Origin of the sequence: Oceanobacillus jeddahensis (assembly GCF_000750635.1) — a bacterium.
GTDB lineage: Bacteria > Bacillota > Bacilli > Bacillales > Amphibacillaceae > Oceanobacillus > Oceanobacillus jeddahense.
The window spans coordinates 1,008,092-1,027,027 of record NZ_CCDM010000002.1 but is presented as its reverse complement, the minus strand read 5'-3'; the positions used below and the strand labels follow the sequence as shown (position 1 = coordinate 1,027,027).

The 18,936-nt window shown below is 34.8% G+C and carries 19 protein-coding genes and 2 pseudogenes; 1 reads left to right on the top strand and 20 read right to left on the bottom strand.

The window, feature by feature from the left end; translation table 11 throughout:
• From BN986_RS12735 to BN986_RS12675, 14 genes and pseudogenes are all read right to left on the bottom strand, one after another.
• Positions 1–1,377: a HAMP domain-containing sensor histidine kinase gene (locus BN986_RS12735; protein WP_040980498.1), complete on the bottom strand. Its 1,377-nt coding sequence runs from the start codon at positions 1,375–1,377 to the stop codon at positions 1–3.
• On the bottom strand, positions 1,370–2,083 hold the full coding sequence (locus tag BN986_RS12730; protein WP_040980497.1) for a response regulator transcription factor: 714 nt from the start codon (positions 2,081–2,083) through the stop codon (positions 1,370–1,372). The genes BN986_RS12735 and BN986_RS12730 overlap by 8 nt, the downstream gene beginning before the upstream one ends.
• A 132-nt stretch (positions 2,084–2,215) precedes the next feature.
• The gene (ccsA, locus tag BN986_RS12725; RefSeq protein ID WP_040980494.1) at positions 2,216–3,409 is read right to left on the bottom strand and encodes a cytochrome c biogenesis protein CcsA; all 1,194 of its coding nucleotides are present in this window, start codon (positions 3,407–3,409) and stop codon (positions 2,216–2,218) included.
• A 51-nt stretch (positions 3,410–3,460) separates the two neighbouring features.
• Positions 3,461–5,101, bottom strand: a complete 1,641-nt coding sequence (gene resB / locus BN986_RS12720) for a cytochrome c biogenesis protein ResB (protein ID WP_040980492.1) — start codon at positions 5,099–5,101, stop codon at positions 3,461–3,463.
• A 31-nt stretch (positions 5,102–5,132) separates the two neighbouring features.
• Positions 5,133–5,708 (bottom strand): thiol-disulfide oxidoreductase ResA, encoded by a 576-nt coding sequence (resA, locus tag BN986_RS12715; protein WP_040980490.1) that lies wholly within the window; start codon positions 5,706–5,708, stop codon positions 5,133–5,135.
• A gap of 565 nt (positions 5,709–6,273) precedes the next feature.
• Positions 6,274–6,996, bottom strand: a complete 723-nt coding sequence (locus BN986_RS26175; protein ID WP_040980487.1) for a ZIP family metal transporter — start codon at positions 6,994–6,996, stop codon at positions 6,274–6,276.
• 456 nt (positions 6,997–7,452) lie between these two features.
• Positions 7,453–7,866: a FixH family protein gene (locus BN986_RS12705; RefSeq protein WP_040980486.1), complete on the bottom strand. Its 414-nt coding sequence runs from the start codon at positions 7,864–7,866 to the stop codon at positions 7,453–7,455.
• 44 nt (positions 7,867–7,910) lie between these two features.
• The gene (locus BN986_RS12700; RefSeq protein WP_040980484.1) at positions 7,911–8,237 is read right to left on the bottom strand and encodes a hypothetical protein; all 327 of its coding nucleotides are present in this window, start codon (positions 8,235–8,237) and stop codon (positions 7,911–7,913) included.
• 23 nt (positions 8,238–8,260) lie between these two features.
• Entirely contained in the window at positions 8,261–8,830 is a 570-nt protein-coding gene (locus tag BN986_RS12695; protein WP_040980482.1) for an SCO family protein, read from the bottom strand.
• Positions 8,831–9,131: 301 nt separating this feature from the next.
• Positions 9,132–9,701, bottom strand: coding sequence for an SCO family protein (locus BN986_RS12690; RefSeq protein WP_040980480.1), 570 nt, complete (start codon positions 9,699–9,701; stop codon positions 9,132–9,134).
• A gap of 141 nt (positions 9,702–9,842) precedes the next feature.
• A complete protein-coding gene (locus BN986_RS12685) occupies positions 9,843–10,547 on the bottom strand; it encodes a cytochrome c biogenesis CcdA family protein (protein WP_040980478.1) in 705 nt (234 codons plus the stop codon).
• Positions 10,548–10,764: 217 nt separating this feature from the next.
• Positions 10,765–12,422 (bottom strand): annotated as a pseudogene (locus BN986_RS12680) (heavy metal translocating P-type ATPase).
• 66 nt (positions 12,423–12,488) lie between these two features.
• Positions 12,489–12,836, bottom strand: a pseudogene (locus BN986_RS28090) (cation transporter); the annotation flags it as partial.
• A gap of 14 nt (positions 12,837–12,850) precedes the next feature.
• Entirely contained in the window at positions 12,851–13,171 is a 321-nt protein-coding gene (locus BN986_RS12675) for an ArsR/SmtB family transcription factor (protein WP_040980476.1), read from the bottom strand.
• A 159-nt stretch (positions 13,172–13,330) separates the two neighbouring features.
• Here BN986_RS12675 and BN986_RS12670 point away from each other — a divergent pair, with 159 nt between their 5' ends.
• The gene (locus tag BN986_RS12670; RefSeq protein WP_040980474.1) at positions 13,331–13,999 is read left to right on the top strand and encodes a DsbA family protein; all 669 of its coding nucleotides are present in this window, start codon (positions 13,331–13,333) and stop codon (positions 13,997–13,999) included.
• Positions 14,000–14,217: 218 nt separating this feature from the next.
• Here the strand turns inward: BN986_RS12670 and BN986_RS12665 are convergent, their stop codons facing one another.
• The 6 genes from BN986_RS12665 to BN986_RS12640 all read right to left on the bottom strand — a co-directional run bounded on the left by BN986_RS12665 (position 14,218) and on the right by BN986_RS12640 (position 18,845).
• Positions 14,218–14,493 carry an iron-sulfur cluster assembly accessory protein gene (locus tag BN986_RS12665; protein ID WP_040980472.1) on the bottom strand — a complete coding sequence of 92 codons (276 nt, stop codon included), beginning with the start codon at positions 14,491–14,493 and terminating at the stop codon, positions 14,218–14,220.
• A 66-nt stretch (positions 14,494–14,559) separates the two neighbouring features.
• Positions 14,560–16,329 carry an arsenical pump-driving ATPase gene (gene arsA / locus BN986_RS12660; RefSeq protein ID WP_040980470.1) on the bottom strand — a complete coding sequence of 590 codons (1,770 nt, stop codon included), beginning with the start codon at positions 16,327–16,329 and terminating at the stop codon, positions 14,560–14,562.
• Between the two features lie 18 nt (positions 16,330–16,347).
• The gene (gene arsD, locus BN986_RS12655; protein ID WP_040980467.1) at positions 16,348–16,710 is read right to left on the bottom strand and encodes an arsenite efflux transporter metallochaperone ArsD; all 363 of its coding nucleotides are present in this window, start codon (positions 16,708–16,710) and stop codon (positions 16,348–16,350) included.
• A gap of 41 nt (positions 16,711–16,751) precedes the next feature.
• Positions 16,752–17,171, bottom strand: coding sequence for an arsenate reductase (thioredoxin) (gene arsC, locus BN986_RS12650; RefSeq protein ID WP_040980465.1), 420 nt, complete (start codon positions 17,169–17,171; stop codon positions 16,752–16,754).
• Between the two features lie 14 nt (positions 17,172–17,185).
• Positions 17,186–18,484: an arsenic transporter gene (locus BN986_RS12645; protein WP_040980463.1), complete on the bottom strand. Its 1,299-nt coding sequence runs from the start codon at positions 18,482–18,484 to the stop codon at positions 17,186–17,188.
• Positions 18,485–18,500: 16 nt separating this feature from the next.
• Positions 18,501–18,845: an ArsR/SmtB family transcription factor gene (locus tag BN986_RS12640; protein WP_040980461.1), complete on the bottom strand. Its 345-nt coding sequence runs from the start codon at positions 18,843–18,845 to the stop codon at positions 18,501–18,503.
• Positions 18,846–18,936 lie beyond the last annotated feature (91 nt).

Sequence of the window (18,936 nt, the reverse complement as noted above, 5' to 3'; positions counted from 1 at the left end):
CTACCCCGCTTCTGGGAAGCTTAGGACAAACTTCGTACCCTTATTTAACTCACTGCTTACTGAAATCGTGCCATGTTGAATTTCAACTAGATTCTTTACAATAGCTAACCCCAAACCTGTTCCTCCCAGATCTCTTGAACGTGATTTTTCAACACGATGGAATCGTTCGAAAATTAATGGTAGTTCTTCTTTAGGAATTCCAATTCCAGTATCTTCAATACTTACATATACATTATTTTTCTTACTCCATAGCTTAAGATAAATGGAGCCTTTTTCCGTATATCTAATGGCATTCATTAATAAATTGATAATAATCTGATTTAAACGATTACCATCAGCTTCAATGAACGGGATGTGCCCATCTATCTCCGTCACTAATGTCAAACCTTTTTTTTCAATCTCTAAATTAACTTTTAAAACGGCAGTTTCTATCACTTCTGCAAGATCAACAGCTTCCATCTGAAGATCTATTTTACCTTCCTCCATTTTTGCTAGATCAAATAGTTCATTAATCAATCTCATCACACGTTCTGTTTCATCTTCAATTATAGTTAGATAATGTTGTTTTTCTTTTTCCGTTTCAAAAAGATCATTTTTTAATACATTTGAATATCCTTTTATATAAGAGATTGGTGTCCGTAATTCATGTGAAATATTTGCAAAAAGTTCTCTTCGATTGGTTCTATATCGATTTGTTTCTACAGCAAGATTATTGATTGCTGAACCTAGTGAGCCTAATTCATCATTAGGGAGAGTATTGACACGTACATCAAGGTTTCCTTTTGCTATTTCTTTTGTTGCTCGTTCCATTTCTAGTAAAGGATTTGACATTTTTCTAGCTAATAAAAACGTAAAGCCTAGTCCTAAAAAAAACGCTCCGACTGCTGACAAAAATAATAAATCTCGTATTTTATGAACTGGTGCGTGAGCATCCTCTACAGGTGCAAAAACAAAGAAGGAACCCTGAAACGTATCAGAAAACATTATAGGATAACCAGAACCAATGTAGGTCTCATTTGTTATCCTATCTTCAATGTTTTTTTGGATTGGGTTACCTTCAGATAATTGCTTAAGTTCTTCGGTACTTAAGGGATTGGTTTGAATATCCGTATCAGCGATGACCCTGCCGCTTTCATCTGTAATATAAATCTCTTTGTTCATAAAATAAGCCAAATTCTTATACATATTTAGTACCGTTTCATCATTCAATGACATTATTGAGTTTGCATATTTTTGAGATAGTTCCTGAATCTCTTCTTGAATTTGATTATAATAAAATTGGGTTAATATCCTATCAGCTACAAAGCCTAAAGGTAATAATACAGCCAATATCAAACTCATCATAACTACACCAAGCTTCAAGACAATTCTATTCATAGGAGGTTCTATCCTCTTCTGTATTGAAAAATCTATACCCCACTCCCCAAACTGTTTTAATAGGGCTTTGGTCTAATCCCGACTTACGAAGTTTTTCACGAAGGTTCTTTACGTGAGAATCAATTGCTCTCAGATCTCGAAATTCATTAGTCGACCAGATTTTATCCAATATAATATCACGCGTAAATACTCTCCTTGGTTGACTTGCAAATAAATAAAGAATATCGAACTCTTTCGGAGTTAATTCGATTGGGATTCCTTTTACCATTGCAGTCCTGCTTTCCAGGTCAATAGAGAGGTCTTTATAATTTAATATTGAAGTATTCATTTCTTTTTCAAACAATTTTTTCCGGCGAATCAAAGCTGTGACTCTAGCGACCAATTCTTCAGGAGCAAATGGTTTAGTTAAATAATCATCTGCTCCAATATTCAGCCCATATACTCTATCTTTAATTTCATCACGAGCTGTTAACATAAGAATTGGTAAGTTTTTTGTCTCTCGAACTGTTGCACAAACTTCCCAGCCATCAATATCCGGTAACATGATATCTAGAATCATGATGTTAAAAGAAATTTCATCTATCATCTGAAGGGCTTCTTTTCCTGTCTTAGCCTCCTCTATATCAAAATTCAATTTAGATAAATGAATCTTGATCAAATTTCTCATATTCCATTCATCATCAACTACCAAAATTTTATTCTTCATATACAAACCTCATTACATTAGTGGGAATTTTTAATTTTATTCAAAATGGTCTTAAGTACATTATTAACAGTCTTTGTCAGCTTTATATCTTTTCCTTTGTACCAGTAATCTTTTAACAGGTTTTATAATCAATTAGGCGTACGAATGAAGTCCAGCCAATACTAAGTTCACAACAATTAGATTAAACATAATAATAGCATATCCAATTACAGCTAACCACGCAGATTTTTCACCATGCCATCCTCTTGAGAGCCTTAAATGTAAGAAAGCGGCATAGAAAAACCAAGTTATTAACGCCCAAACTTCTTTGGGATCCCATCCCCAAAAACGTCCCCATGCTTCTTGTGCCCATATTGAAGCAAATATTAATCCTCCCAATGTAAATATCGGAAATCCAATCGCTACGGAACGATACATAATTTCATCCAACAAATCAGGTTTCACATTTTTTAATAATGGCTGTATTATCGCTCCAATTCGTTTCCGAAAAGCTAATCGAACAATTGCATAAAAGACTGTACCTGTAATGAATGACCAAATTACAGTATTAAATTTCCTCCCTGCATCAGCTCCCTGCATCCAAGTTGGTGCCTCGAACCATGGTTCCATGACATCTTCTGTTAAAAGAATTCCTTCATTTGGGCCAACAATCGGCGGAAGAAGGTAATCGGTTGTTATTCCAACTTCATTTCCTTCCGAAAACTCAAAAGATGCGTTGTAATTTACTCCGTTAAATATAGTTGTAATAGCTATAAACCCTATGAATAAAAAACTCGTATAAAGTATAATCTCAAGCCATATGTTTTTTGCAGTATGTCGAGTTTGATTTAGCTGTCTAATCAAATACATTAAGCCGGCCACCAAACTAATGAATAATATCCCTTGCCCGAGAGCAACAGTTGTTACATGAATGGATAACCAATGACTTTGCAAAGAAGGTACTAAAGGCGGTATATCCGTTGGAAACATACTTGCATACGCAATAATAATAAGTGTAATTGGAAGAGCAAATAATCCTAAGGACGGTAGATTATAATAAAAGTATATAATGATAAAACCTAACACCATACAAATTGAAAGAAATGTAATGAATTCAAACATATTACTTACTGGTGGATTCCCGCTTGCCATCCATCTTGTAATAAGGTATATAAGCTGAGCTATGAATCCGATAATGGTAAAGGATATACCTACTGTACCAATCTTTGTTTTAATTCTACGCTCACTTTGTTTCTGTCTAATTGTTGCACTAAATATAAAAGTAGCAATCAAGTATAAAATAAAAGCTGAATAGAGCATGGTACTGCTCACATTATATAATTCCATAATATGTTCTCCTCCTTATGATGAATAAATCCAGCTCTCTTGCATGAAGATTCATCTATCAAGTTCTTTCTGATCAACAACCATTTTTATTGATGTATTTTCAATAGATTTTTCAATATCTTTTTTGATACCAAACCAGTTTTTATTTGTATGAGCAGCTATTAATATTCCGTTTCCTTTAGCGTGAATCCATATTCTTCTGTGTTGCCAATACATCCCTTGAATAACCCCTATCATAAATATAGCGGAACCAAGTCCAAAAAGTGGTAAAGTATAATCTCTGCGCACTTGTAATCCACTTACATCATGCGATTCATAATCTTGTAAACCAATCGTGTAGTCATTTTCACCTGTTGCATCAATATTCATACCTATACCTATAAAACTGACTTCAGCAGAATCGCTATCAGGAGGAGAGACTGAAAAAACAAAAGCCGGATTTCTGGGATAATTTGTTTCAGAGGTTGGTGTTCCATCATCATTTAAAATATAGTCTGGATAATATTGTTCAACGTCAACTTTAAATCCGTTTTCCAAAACGTAATTTGATTCAGGATTTGTTAAATCAATCGTGAAAGAACCCAAAGAGGTTTCATCAGGATCATCTGACTCAAAAACCTTAAACTCCATATTGGTAAACTCGTTTAATTGATAGCCTGATTGATACAGCGTATATCCGTCAAATTTAGCAGGGTTATTCATTTGAATTGAACTCTCTAATATTGGTTCCAACTCTGGTTCTGCACCAGGAACATTATTATCATTATCTTTATAAATAACAACATCAGTCTGATAATTACTGGGTACCATACCTTCTTTTTCAATTGCATCTTTAAATCGTTCATCATTTTCATCATGCATTTCCATAATAAAATCTTGATTTTTAATGTAGTACTCCCCGTCTGTACCTGGAATAACCTTTTGTTCTCCTTCTCTAACCCATATGTATTCGTCTAAGTAAAGAAGAGGCGATAAACGTAAAACCGCTGCAAGTAAAATAATGATAAGACCAATATGATTGACATAAGGTCCCCATCTTGAGAACCTCCCCTTCTCGGCTAAAATATGACCATTTTCATCACGGACTTTATATCGCTGTTTTCGCAATTCTTTCTTCACTTTTTCTATCTCTTCTTGTGTAATGTGTTTTGTTTCATTGTATAATCGTTGTCTACTTAAAAAAGTTTCATGGCGTTTTGCTTTCTGTTTTTTCAGAGCCTTATAAAGAGGTACAAATCGATCCAAACTACAAATCACTAATGAAATACCTATAAGTCCAAGCAATATCATATACCACCAGGAACTATATAACTCGTATAAGCCTAACTGATAATACATTAGACCCAATATACCGAATTGATCTTCATAATATACAGCCGGATCACGTGATACTGCATTTTGTGGTATGAATTGAGCTTGCGGAAAAATTGTTCCAAGTATTGAAGCAAGCAAAGCAATGACAATTAACCAAATCCCTACTTTTACAGACGAAAAAAAACTCCATATTTTATCAATAATAGACGTCGTATATGTTTGAGAGCGACGTGCAATACCGTCATAACGCATGTTAAGTAACTTCTTTCCTTCATTACCATCAATATGTTGATTCTCGTCAATTGGCTTACCACATGCTTCACATAATACTGTTCCCTCTGGATTGACATGTCCACATTCACATTTTATTTTTTTCATTAAGCTCCCTCACAATCAAGATTTTACTCTTTTATTCCTGTGGCATAATATCCTGTAAGTAGCCTTCAAGGCTCTCTAAACTTAATGCCCCACTCACATATTCTTCAATTTCCCCATCAGGATTTATAAAAAAAGTACTTGGTAATGGTCCTACTTTATATAAATCTCTTATTTCCCCGGCCTGATCATGTGGAATAGGGAACGTTAAATCATATTTATCAACAAAACGATCAACGACTAGTTCGGTACTATCTAAACTAACAGCTACAATTTCAACACCTTTATCCTTATATTCTGGATACAATTCTTGCATATAAGGCATTTCTTCTTCACATGGTTTACACCAAGTGGCCCAAAAATTTAACATAACCCCCTTCCCTTCTAAATCACTTAATTGAACCGTTTCCAATTGATTATTTTCACTAATTTGCGTTAGTTTAAAATCGGGAGCCTTATCTCCAACCCGATATACCATATTATCATCCTTAGAATTTGAAATAAGTGCAAATACCACAGCTCCTACTAGTATAATTAATATAATCGATCTAAAAATCAGCCGATTTCTTTTCCTACTGCTCTTCACTTTTCTTTTCTGATTTAAACTCACTTATATCACTCCTCGAATACTAGTTAAGATAAAGATAATGAATAAAAGACTCGAATCCTTCCAAGGATATTAACCATGGGATAATTATTGTCATCATAGAAAAACGCAAAAGTATAAACACAACTACCTACCAATATGTACATCTAAGAGGACATTTTCACATTAAAAAAAGTCAAGTATTCTAAATGGATTTAAAAATTATATGTATAAATTTTTCCTTATTAATACTGCTTCCTAAAATATCTGGATTAAATATAGCAACAGATACAAGAAGACTTTTAGTGAAAAATCTTACCCCATGCCAAATATAAGGAATTTAGATTACCTGCATAAACTCCCTATTTAAATATTCCAACGTTAGTATAAATTATTTTTTTGTAGAAAGTATGTAGATTAATGGATTTAAAGTATAAACTAATTGACTTATACGTTTATTTCCTTTACAGCCCATATCATTTTCCTATTATCTTTAAAGTCTAAGAAAATTAAAAACCACTGATGTATTTAACATATCAGTGGTTTTATAAAAATCAGGAAATAAACGATTTTGAGTTTAGTTTGACGCTTATATCAAATTCAAATATAGATAAATAATTCCTAACCCTAATCCTCCAATAGCCAAACATGATATAACTGATGAATGCTTTACTGCTTCTCCAGATAACTCTTTTACTGCAACCATAAAAATAATTGAAATTGCAATATTTAAAATGAAAGCTAGTAGATATGAAGATTCTATTTCAAACAATTGTCCTAATAATGATCCTGCCGCTATAGGAATGCTAACTAATGTTGTGAATAGCAACCAAGAAAAAATGCCAAAACCAGCAAGCAGTAAAGGTGTAAAAATAATAATTCCTTCAGGGATATTATGAAGTAACAGTGTGGTTAGCATAATATTTTCAGTCTCTGTACCTACTGTGGATCCAAGGGCAATGCCAACTGGAAAGTTATGAATAGCTATGCTGATGGTTAACAGTACACCTGATCGAACAAAAATGTCTTTTTGATGATTATCTGTAATGATTGTAATTTTTCCCATCAATTTATGAATGTATTGAAATAACAGCCCTCCTATTCCTACACCAATGACGAAAGTTATCCAACCACCTAACTCCATACTCTCAGGAATCATTTCAAAAAAAAGTAATCCTATTATCATTCCCATACACAATGCATAAATAAATGCAAATCCTCGTTGAATATGTTTCAATACCCAAGCTAACCCACAGCCGATACTAATACCAAAAGCTGAAACTATTGCTCCAATCATCCACCCAATGGACATACCATCGCTCCTAAAAAACATTGTCCATATTATATATTATTAACAAAGATTAATTATACATTTTATTTATTATCATCAATACCTACACTATTTGTCCTTCTTTTTAATTAAAAGATATCTTGATCAACCAACAACAATAGAAATTTTAATATACATAATTGTTTAATATTAAACAAAATTTATGGATAAGCTCTGAAGTAAAGCCATTACTTATTCCAGCTACGATTTTTTATCTAGCAGGGGTTGGGATAGCTATATTATTCCATGAAGGTTCAATGCTGGTTATTGTCTTTAACGCTTTACGCCTTTTAATATTTAAACAGCGTACCCAATAAGCAGAAAGAAAGCAGGATAAAGATGATAAAATCCTATCCCGCTTTTTCGAGTGCCCAAAGTTGTTGATTTTGCTATTAAATTAATTATCATAATTAGATTGCCATTGATAGTAAATAAATGTTATTCAGAACCACTTGTTTCTGCCTCTACAGTCTTCAATGGCATTGTATGAAGTCCCTCAGCCGTTGTATGTGCATAAATGGAATATACACCTTCTTGTTCTAAAGTTATTTCAGCTGTATATGTACCATCTCCGTTATTTGTAGATTCTATTTCGGTACTGTTATCTTCATTTTCATCCAGCCAATATTCGAAACTTACATCATTAGCATCTTCTACTTTTTCATCACCATATGTAACTGTTGCTTCAAGCAGAATCGTTTCACCGACTTCTGCTGTTTCGGGTACTTCAAATACAACGCTCAATTCTTCTAATTCATCAAGATCATCTGATTCTGCATCACTATTTTCATTACACGCAGTCAAAATAAAAATTGCTAAAATCAATAAAAATACGGAAATCTTTTTTGTCATACACTTACCCACTTTCTATTATTAAAATATATATTTATTGTAACTCACCAATTATCCCATTTTTTATCTAAGACTCCAACGTCTTTTAATAAGCTGATAATAAGCGAATCTTTTTCATTTTTTAAACGGTCAATCGTACATGAATCATGAGCATCATAGTTTAAATTTTGAGCTTCTCCCAAGGTGGAATCCTGAAGAAAATTTGTTGGGTTTGACTGTTCAAAACACCCTGGCGCAATATATGTCTTATACGTATGTTCCAGTATAATTCTTGTATCAGAAGATGGTTTAGTTTCTTTCGGTATCATAAAGCCGATTACAACCAAAACCATAATAACAATAAGAATTTTAAGTAATCTTTTCTTTATCATAGGCCGATCCTCTCTTTGATTGTCTATAGCACTTTCTTTAAATCATCAATAATTGTTTCTACCTCATTCATATCAATACCATAATAATTTTTGATAACTTCACCTTCAGGGCTTACCAAAAAGAATCTAATTCCATGTGTTATTTGATCTGAACCAGGATCTTCATGAAGTTCAGAACGGAATGAGCCTTCCGAAAATTCTTTAATCGTTTCATAATCATAACCAGTTAAATAAGACCAGTTACTTAACTCGGCACCGTTTGATTCTGCATATTTTTTCAGCACTTCAGGAGAATCATTTTCAGGATCTACTGTAAAAGAAATTAATTGAACATCCATTCCTTCTTCTTGCAGTAAGTCTTGTAATTGTGACATATTTGAAGTCATAGGCAAACATACTGTTGTACAGTTTGTAAAGATAAAATCAGCAATCCACCACTTCCCCTCTAGATCATTTAAGCCCAATTTTTCATTATCTTGAGTGGTAAATTCAAAATCCGCAACATTTTCTGACATATTTGTCTCAATTTCATTATTACCGCAAGCAGCAAGAAATACGGTGAATATTAATAGACACCATTTAATATGTTTCACTTATTATTTCCTCCAATGCACTGAATTACCTTTAAAAGGTGAAAATTCTATAATTAGTTTTTTAGTATTATTATGTATAAGCTTATAATACTGTTCTCATTTAGCTTAGTTTATTAGAAATAATATTTACTATATATATCGTTTTATTTTTATCTTCTATAACCTTTACTTACTTTCATTTATTTTTCTATTGAATACATTCAACTTATTAAAGCATAGCATTTAATTTTGTAGAAAATGTGTAGATTTGTAATGTGCCCGCTTGTCTTATACTTCTATTAACCCGGACAAGATATGGTAACTAATTTACAATTTTAAGATCGTCAATTATCTCTTCTATGGACTGTGAATCTACACCACTGTATCGTTTTATAATCTTTCCTTCCGGGTCAATCAGGTAGAAGCTGGTACCATGCGTTACTTGATTAGAGTCTTCCGGTGGCGGCTCTACAATAGAGCGAAAAGAATTAACCGAAAACCCTTTGATGGTCTCAGGAGCATAACCGGTTAAAAATGTCCAATTACTAAAATCAGCTCCATAGGAGGATGCATATGCTTTTAGTACTTCCGGAGTATCAATATCTGGATCAACTGTGAAAGACACAAGGCTGGCATTAATATCTTCTTCTTTCATTTTCCGTTGAAGCTCAGCCATATTGGATGTCATAGGCAAGCAAACAGTGGTACAATTTGTAAAAATAAAATCGGCAACCCACCAGCTTCCTTTTAAATCTTCTAAAGAAAGTGTCTGGTTATCTTGCGTTATAAATTCAAAGTTTTCAACTTCTTCATCCATATTTGTTTCAATTTCTTTTCCACAAGCAGCGAGCAAAAACGTTAGTATGAGTAATAAAAACAATGATCGTTTCATTAAGATTCATTCCTTTAAATAAATTAGTAAAGTTTATATAACATGATGCAATTGTTTTGTGGCAGATTAATTTAGGCAAAATATTGATTAAATTCTTTGGTGAAGCAAAACTAGATCTGGTCATAATAAAATGGAAAATGCCTAGAATCCATAAAATCCAAACCATCCTGCCAAAAAGGCTGTGAGTTTTGTTAACCAATCAAAGAATAGGGCTACTCCCATGAAAATCATGACGTAACCGCCAATTTTTACAATTCGCGCACTATACTTTCTAATCCATTTTAACTTGCCAATAAAAATAGAAAGAATAAAAAATGGAATAGAAAAACCTAAGATATAACTAATCATCATGAGCATACCAACCTCTGGATTGGACACAGCTAACGATAGTACAATTGCCAATATAGGACCTGTACATGGAGTCCAGCCTAATGAAAATGCCATCCCTATAATAAATGAACCAAAAAAACCACTTGGTCTATTTTTAAACGTAATCTTTTTATCTTTCATTAAAAAATCAAAATGGAGTATTCCTACAATTACAAGTCCGAAGAAAATAATTAAAATAGCTCCAATTTGTCTTATTGTATCTTGATAGTTTAAAAGAAATTCAGAAATAGCGGATGTCGTAAAACCTATCATAATAAAAATACTGGAAAAACCGATTAAAAAGAAAATAGTATGTAGCATAGCTTTTTTATTGATTTTCTTATCCTCATCTTGCAATTCATTAACGCTCATTCCAGTAATATAAGATAAAAATACTGGATATAGCGGTAAACAGCAAGGTGAAATAAATGATAAAAACCCGGCTCCAAATGCTATAAATATATTAATTTCATCCATTGTTAATCCTCCTTATGTCTATCGAGTCCTCTACCATTCTTTAAAATCTCCTGCAGTTAATTTTCTAGGTTGTCTAATGGCAGAGAACTAACAACAACCCACTCAATAGTTCCTCCTTTACACTCTGGATATAACAGTTCCATATTTTTAAGGCAGATAAAAATCGAGAGCTGCCCTATTTAGGGAAATGCGTTCCAAATGGGCAACTCTCTATCAACTAGTCTTTGATTTTTAAAAGACGCAGTGCATTTAAAATAACAATTACTGCTGCTCCTGTATCACTTAGGACGGCCATCCAAAGTGTCAGCCACTCCGGAATTATTAATGTCAGTGCTACAAGCTTAATAAGTAAAGAGAACCAGATATTTTGTTTAATAATAGTTAATGCTTTTCTGCTCAATTTTACTGTATGTGGTAATTTTTCCAGGTTATCAGCCATTAAAACAATATCTGCTGTTTCCATTGCCGTATCTGTACCTGCACCGCCCATGGCAATGCCTAAATCCGAGGTAGCGAGCGCAGGCGCATCATTGATTCCATCGCCAACCATGGCTACCTTGTTACCCTCGTTTTGTAATTGCTTAATGGCGTCTACTTTATCCTCCGGTAATAGTTCTGAAAAATACCGGTTCACATTGGTATCTTTGGCAATCATTTTTGCTGTTCCTTCATTATCTCCGGTTAACATAACCAACTGTTTGACCCCTGTTCGTTTTAAACCTTCTAACGCTTTAGCAGTTGTTGTACGGATGGTATCAGCCACAGAAATAATTCCGGTAATTTCTGATTCTGTTCCGATAATGATAACCGTTTTTCCTTCTCCTTGCATTTTTTTAACAGAAGCTTTTACATGATGGTTCAAATCAGCATGTATATCTTCAAATAATTTGAGATTACCGCCATAATAAATTTCACCGTCAATGCTTGCCTGAACACCTTTCCCAGTAATATTTTTAAAGGCTTCTCCTATTTTCAATGGAATACCGTGTTCTTTCGCATAATGAACAATGGTTTTTGCTATCGGATGCGTAGAATACTCTTCTAACGTATAGACAATCGAAAGTAATTCCTGCTCTGTCGTTGTGAATGGGGTGATTTCAGAAACTTTCGGCTTTCCTTCTGTTAATGTGCCGGTTTTATCGAATGCAATCGCATTAATAACGCCAGCCTTTTCCAAGAAAGTGCCACCTTTGATAAGAACGCCGTTTTTTGCTGCATTACCAATAGCAGAAACAATGGCTACAGGTGTTGATATAACGAGTGCACATGGGCAGGCAACGACTAATAATGTAAGACCTTTATAAACCCAATCTCCCCAGCCTCGGATGGTGCCAATTCCATTAAGTTACTGATAGACTTTCTCGTCTGTTCGATAGAACGATTTTGAAGCACATTGCCAAGAGCAAACAGCCAGACGACAGTTGCCCCTTCAAACCATTCTCCAATCAGTGCAGCTCCAATAGCGGCGGCTGACATTAATACATTCATATCTAAAGATCGGCTCTTGATAGCGTAAAAAGCACTTTTGACTGGCTTATACCCGCTGATAACCATAGCAACAGCGTATAATATCGTTGATAACAGTGGAGATACACCATTATAAGAACCGATAAATCCAAGTAAAATTAAAATTCCGGAAAACGTAATAAGCTCATAACCTTGTTTCTTAGTACTTTTTAATTCATCTTGTATACTCTGTTTGGTATGCAAAGAAGCTGAATAGCCTATTTTTGATACCTCTTTTATAATCTCATCGACACTATTTTCATGGTCTACCGTCATTTTCCCCGTTGAAAAATGAACATTTACATGATGAACGGATGACATTGCATTTAAATGTTTTTCAATGCTTTGGGCGCAGCTGCCGCAATCCATTCCTTCTACATCGTAAGTTCTCCTATGTTTGTTGGATAGAATCGGTTCCACAGCAAAACCGAGTTTTTCCACTTCCTTTACGATAAAATCCGAGGAAACCCCTAGATCACCTGCCACTTGTAATTTAGCCGTATTATAATTCACTTTGGCTCCTTGGATATCCTTTAACTTGTTTAAAGCTTTCTCAATTGTTGAAGCACAGGATGGGCAGTCCATACCCTGTATACGGTATGTTGTGGTTTCCCCTTCTGCAAATGCGGTTTCATCTGTTTTTTTATCTTGCGTTTTACTGCAGCATCCTGCATTTTCCTCAGCCTCCTGACTGCAACAAACGTCTGTCTGATCAGGATCTTTTTGGTCCAACGCAGATGTAATATTTTCTTTTTTATTTGAACTGCAACATGTATTTGACACTTCTGGTCACACTCCTAAATGATATGATTTTCACAGCAATACATATCTTGTTCGACTTCCTCCAGAACGACGTCGAACATTGTCAGCAAATCCCGGACATGCTGGTTCCTTAGACTATAGTAAACATACTTTCCTTCCTGTCTGCCTTTAATGAGACCACAGCCTTTTAAGCAGGCTAAGTGCTGCGAAATATTAGACTGATTCCCTTCTAGGTCGTCTACGATTTGGGAAACAGTCTTCTCCTTTTCTTTAATACACTCTAATATTTGAATACGTGTTCTATGTGAAAAACCATGCAAGAATTCTACCTTCATATCCAGTTTTTTAACAGTCATTTCTTTTCCCCCTATTCATATTAGACAAAATGAATATGTTCTGATACCATCATATTAGCAGTAACGAATATGTGTGTCAAAAGGAAATAACAACAATTATTTTATTGATATCATTTTGCGTTTCTTTTAAATTACATAAGAATAAGGAGAGGTAATTGCATGAAAAAATCACCATTCAGGATAGTGGTAATTATTACATTGATTATTGTTGCAATAATTATTGCGCTAGTAGTTCTCGCAAATCGTACGCCTGAATCTACTCTTGGGAGAACGTTTGACGAAACACCATCAATAGAAGGACAACCTACGCTAGGTGATGCTGATGCTCCAGTCACTATTGTAGAGTTTGGCGATTTTAAATGCCCTGCTTGTAAAGTCTGGGGAGAAGATATTCTTCCGCAGTTAGAAAAAGATTATATAGACAATGGAAAAGTACAGTTTGCATATATCAATGTATTATTTCATGGCGAAGAGTCAAGGTTGGCTTCTTTGGCAGCAGAGTCTGTTTATCAGCAGCATCCTGAAACGTATTGGGAGTTTCATAAAGCACTTTTTGACGAACAGCCAAGTGAGAATCATGACAGCCAATGGGTTACAGAGGAAAAAACACGGGAAATCGCAGAAGGTATGGAGACTATTGATACAGATGAATTAACCAAAGCAATCGAAAATAAGACACTAATGAACGAGGTGGATAAAGATGAATCGTTAGTTTCCGATTTCGAAGTGGAAATGACACCGTCCATCATGGTTGATAATGTAATGATAGAAGATCCATTTGATTATGAAGCAATTGAACAAGCAATAAATGAAGCGTTAGGAGAGTAAATTGATAATTTTTATCAATTCTGGAAATGCTTAATCTGGGTGATACATATTGCACATGGACAATATGCATCACCCTTTTACTGTGGGTTTAATAATTTGACTATCTTCGTCTTGAACTTCGATTCCCACTTCCTACAAAACTATCATCAATCAAAACGCCTATCAAAATTCTTCCCGAAATTGATAGACGTTTTATATTATTAACTATTTTTTTATTTTTAACAACAGTTACTGGCTCCTAATAATACCAATCCTTCACCATTTTGATTTTCCTCTTTATCTAAGGTTAGCTCATCAGTTCCAGTAATCTGCGCATCAACAGCTACCTGTATTCCATTGATTGTTTCAACTTTATCATTTGCTTGAGGCGTATCTAAAGATAATGCAAATTGTGGTCCACAACAACCAGCTACTGAAGCCAGGCGTATACCCTCCGCATCATTTTCTGTTAACACATTTTCCAATAATTGCTTGGCAGCATCTGTAATTTTCATTAAGATTCCACTCCTGTCCTTTTATTAAATTACTCTTAATGCATCTACACTTTTATCTTATATTTATCACTTAACGTAATCTTTAATCTTTTCATAACCAACTTTTTCTTCACTAAGCCAAGGTATAATAGCACATCTATCAGCTAAATTTTGATTCACTTCTTGAATCCATTCACTTTCAGAAATAGCTTTTCCTTTTAAAACTGGATCAGTTGTATCAGTAGCAAATAAACTTTGATTAATTACCCACCACTTCGGAACGATATTCGCACGTCTTAAATCATCTTGTAATCTTGACGCTTCTAATACAGGGGTAGCTTCCGCTAAAGTTGTAATTACAACAGAAGTTTCTTTTGAATTTCGAATTTTAGGAAGTAATTTGGTCACACTTTCTGGCACTTCACCAGTGGACCTGGCTATTTCCTTACTATACGATTGTGCTGCATCTAATAAGAGTAGGGTATGCCCAGTAGGGGCAGTATCGATGACAACAATTTCATTCTCCGATTGAGCAACTACTTCGGCAAATGCACGAAAAACTGCAATTTCTTCTGTACAAGGTGAGTTTAAATCCTCTTGTAAATAAGCCAGACCTTCCTCATCTAAGTCCTCACCAGCATTAGCCAACACTTCCGCTTTATATTTTTCTACTTCATTTTTAGGATTAATACTACTAGTTGTTAAATTATGATTTAATTGATCGTTTTGGAATTGATACTGCAAGTGAGCAGCAGGATCTGTTGTTGTTAAGTGAACACGATGTCCTTTTTCAACCAAACCAACGGCAATGGCAGAGGCAACCGTAGTTTTACCTACACCTCCTTTGCCCATCGTAAAAATTATTCTAGTGTTACTTAATGAGAAATCACTTATTACGTCATTTAGGTTGGGGAGCCCCCCTATTTTATTCTCCTGATTTTCCTCTGATACAGGAATGACATGTTCATTAAATAAATAACGTAAATTCTCAATTCCTGTTAAAGAATAGGAAACAAATGGTAACGAATAACTTACGGTTTGTTTTAAATTAACTGGCATCTGATTTAAAGCATCTCTTTGCCTTTGATAAAAAGCTGTTGATACTTCATCACCCTTCATATAGTTTTGAAGAAGGCCATTAACAATAAGCGTTTGATTTTTTATACCAATCTCTTTTAGTTCTTTGGACGCCCGGTCTGCCTCCATTAAAGATGAAATATCAGGTCTTGTTACTAATATAAGTGTTGTTTTAGTTGAATCTGAAAGAACCTCAACGGTATTGGAATATAAATTCTTCTTATCCCCAAGTCCAGATAAAGGACCCAAACAAGAAGCACCATGCGTACTTTCTTCTAAGAATCCGTTCCAAGCTGTTGGCAGTTGTAACAGACGTAATGTGTGACCAGTTGGTGCTGTATCAAAAATAATATGGTCATATTCGTTTGTAATTTCTGTGTTTGTAAGCAACGTTGTAAATTCATCAAATGCAGCAATCTCGACTGTACAAGCTCCTGATAATTGTTCTTCCATTGTTGCTACAACGGAATCAGGTAACACCCCACGATATGGACCAACTACTTTTTCACGATAAGCACTCGCTGATGCCTCAGGATCTAAATTACTGGCATATAAATTTTCTACCGAAGGAACGGCTTTCGGAGAATTTGTTAAGTCAATCCCAAATACATCTTGTAAATTAGATGCTGGATCGGTGCTGATTAGTAAAACTTTATTTCCGTTATCCGCTAATTCTACGGCTGTTGCACATGCAGTTGACGTTTTACCAACTCCACCTTTTCCAGTTAAAAATAAAAATTGTGTCTGCACAACATCTTGAGGTTTGAAAGATGGAAACATATTTTCACTTCTTTCTTTTCATTGTTTTTTTAGATTTAATGAAAGTCGGACTTTCGGTTTTTCAGTAAGCTCTTCAGCTTCTACACCCAGCCAATCAGCAAGTTCTTCATTTGTTGGATAGGTTCCAACCTTCGCAACCTGTTCATCTACTAAAACAACAGGCAATGCATCCGGACCTTTTTCATGTAATACACGATTGACTGTTTGTGTTTGAGCAAATTTATCAGGATCATTCGTTAATTGATACCGTTTCACATCAAATCCTTTATTTTCTAAAGAATATACCGCAGACGCTACTCTGGTTAACTCTGGGTCAACTGATGGACCACATACACCTGTCGAACAGCACATGGCCGGGTCAAATATCTCAACTTTTTTCATCTAAAACCCTCCGTTTCATATGAAATAAACATTTGCATACATTATTCTCCTGTTTCCGCAAAACGTTTGATTCTTTCTCCTATTTGGTCACGAACGTTTTGGAATACCATCCATTTTTCCTCTTCATTCCCTTGAGCTTTGGCTGGATCGTCAAACCCCCAATGGTCACGTTTCACTTGCGGCGGCGTCATTGGACATTTATCCGCAGCATCCCCGCATAAAGTGACTACAAAGTCTGCATTGTTTAAGATTTCCGGGTCAATAATATCGGATGTTTGGTTAGAAATATCAATATCAACCTCTTGCATTGCCTTTACTGCATTTGGATTTAAACCATGTGCCTCAATGCCTGCACTTTTCACTTCCCATACATCTCCAAGATGTTTCTTCGCCCAACCTTCAGCCATCTGGCTTCTGCAAGAGTTTCCAGTACATAAGAAATAAATTGTTTTTTTAGACATAATCATTCTCCTTTTTAAAATAGAATCAGTGTTAAATATAGTCCTACTAATGTAATTAATAAGATAGGAAGAGTTAAAATAATACCTGTTTTAAAATAAGTCCCCCATGAAATCTTAACGCCTTTTTGCGATAATACATACAGCCATACTAACGTTGCTAAAGAACCAATCGGTGTGATTTTGGGACCTAAATCTGAGCCGACTATATTCGCATAAATCAGTGCTTCTCGCAGCACACCAGATGTATTTGTTTCCGCAATGGCTAATGCATCAATCATTACGGTAGGCATATTATTCATGATGGATGATAGAAAGGCTGCAATAAATCCCATGCCGACCGTTGCAACAAACAATCCTTGATCAGCAACAGTTTGAATAATACCTGCCAATGCTGATGTCAGCCCTGCGTTACCTAATCCATAGACCACCACGTACATTCCAATGGAGAAGAACACAATATTCCATGGTGCCCCTTTAATCACTTCTTTTGTATTAACTGCAGCACTGCGTCTTGCCATGATGATAAAGAAAATCGCAATGGTTCCAGCAATAATCGAAACAGGTACGTTGATAAATTCGCTCGTGAAATAGCCAATTACTAATAGACCAAGCACAAACCAGGATAGACGAAACATTTTTAAATCATTAATCGCCTCACTTGGTATTCTTAATTTTGATACATCATAATTTCTGGGTATGTTTTTCCGAAAATAAATGAGTAATACGGAAATCGTTGCTACCAGAGAAAATAAGTTTGGAATAATCATTCGTGAAGCATATTCCACAAATCCAATACCAAAGAAATCAGCTGAAACGATATTAACTAAATTACTAACAATAAACGGCAGGGATGTTGTATCAGCGATAAACCCACTTGCCATGATAAACGGAAAAATCATTTTTTCTTTAAAATTCAAATGACGTACCATTGCAAGGACAATCGGTGTTAAAATAAGTGCTGCACCATCATTGGCAAATAAGGCCGCTACAATCGCTCCTAAAATGCTGATATAGACAAACATCTTTATTCCATGTCCTTTTGCTATCCGTGCCATATGTAATGCTGCCCACTCAAATAATCCAATCTCATCTAATACTAATGAAATTAAGATGATTGCGACGAATGATAACGTTGCATTCCATGTAATATCAATTACTTCAAGTACATCACTAAATCCCACTACTCCTACGAGTAAAGCAATTACAGCTCCTCCCATGGCAGACCAGCCAATGTTTAAATTCTTCGGTTGCCAAATGACTAGGACTAGCGTTAAAACAAATATTAAGATAGCGAGTATAAGTGTTGCTGACAAAATAAGACCTCCAAACCTAACAACAAGAAATTCGTGTACCTTTCTCTTCTAGTTCTTTTAATTTATCATCTTGATCTGGTAATTGATCCAAAATCGGTTTGATAAATGAATAATACTCGCTCTTACTATTGACCGAATAAAATATCCATTGTCCTTTTCTTTCTTCCTTCACTAGCCCCAAATCTTTCAGTTTGCGTAAATGTTGGCTAATGGATGGTTGACTGGACTGAAATATTTCAACAAACTCACAAACACAACACGTTTGTTCATCAATTAATTTCAGCATTGTCAGTCTTGTTTTATCGCCAAGTAATTTTAAAATACTGGCAGCTTTCTCCAATTCGATTGTAGTTTGCAGCATTTATTTTCCCCCTTTTTTATAAAACAACAATATAAGTATATAACGATACACTTATATATTCAAATAAAAAAATTTAGTGCAAACTTTATTT

What these genes read in the sequence shown, in the direction of transcription:
- BN986_RS12735 (WP_040980498.1), bottom strand. Translation starts at nt 1,377, where the DNA reads ATGAATAGAATTGTCTTGAAGCTTGGTGTAGTTATGATGAGTTTGATA.
- BN986_RS12730 (WP_040980497.1), bottom strand. Translation starts at nt 2,083, where the DNA reads ATGAAGAATAAAATTTTGGTAGTTGATGATGAATGGAATATGAGAAAT.
- BN986_RS12685 (WP_040980478.1), bottom strand. Translation starts at nt 10,547, where the DNA reads ATGGATGAAATTAATATATTTATAGCATTTGGAGCCGGGTTTTTATCA.
- BN986_RS12705 (WP_040980486.1), bottom strand. Translation starts at nt 7,866, where the DNA reads ATGACAAAAAAGATTTCCGTATTTTTATTGATTTTAGCAATTTTTATT.
- BN986_RS12640 (WP_040980461.1), bottom strand. Translation starts at nt 18,845, where the DNA reads ATGCTGCAAACTACAATCGAATTGGAGAAAGCTGCCAGTATTTTAAAA.
- ccsA (WP_040980494.1), bottom strand. Translation starts at nt 3,409, where the DNA reads ATGGAATTATATAATGTGAGCAGTACCATGCTCTATTCAGCTTTTATT.
- BN986_RS26175 (WP_040980487.1), bottom strand. Translation starts at nt 6,996, where the DNA reads ATGTCCATTGGGTGGATGATTGGAGCAATAGTTTCAGCTTTTGGTATT.
- BN986_RS12675 (WP_040980476.1), bottom strand. Translation starts at nt 13,171, where the DNA reads ATGACTGTTAAAAAACTGGATATGAAGGTAGAATTCTTGCATGGTTTT.
- arsD (WP_040980467.1), bottom strand. Translation starts at nt 16,710, where the DNA reads ATGAAAAAAGTTGAGATATTTGACCCGGCCATGTGCTGTTCGACAGGT.
- BN986_RS12670 (WP_040980474.1), top strand. Translation starts at nt 13,331, where the DNA reads ATGAAAAAATCACCATTCAGGATAGTGGTAATTATTACATTGATTATT.
- BN986_RS12665 (WP_040980472.1), bottom strand. Translation starts at nt 14,493, where the DNA reads ATGAAAATTACAGATGCTGCCAAGCAATTATTGGAAAATGTGTTAACA.
- arsA (WP_040980470.1), bottom strand. Translation starts at nt 16,329, where the DNA reads ATGTTTCCATCTTTCAAACCTCAAGATGTTGTGCAGACACAATTTTTA.
- BN986_RS12690 (WP_040980480.1), bottom strand. Translation starts at nt 9,701, where the DNA reads ATGAAACGATCATTGTTTTTATTACTCATACTAACGTTTTTGCTCGCT.
- resB (WP_040980492.1), bottom strand. Translation starts at nt 5,101, where the DNA reads ATGAAAAAAATAAAATGTGAATGTGGACATGTCAATCCAGAGGGAACA.
- BN986_RS12700 (WP_040980484.1), bottom strand. Translation starts at nt 8,237, where the DNA reads ATGATAAAGAAAAGATTACTTAAAATTCTTATTGTTATTATGGTTTTG.
- arsC (WP_040980465.1), bottom strand. Translation starts at nt 17,171, where the DNA reads ATGTCTAAAAAAACAATTTATTTCTTATGTACTGGAAACTCTTGCAGA.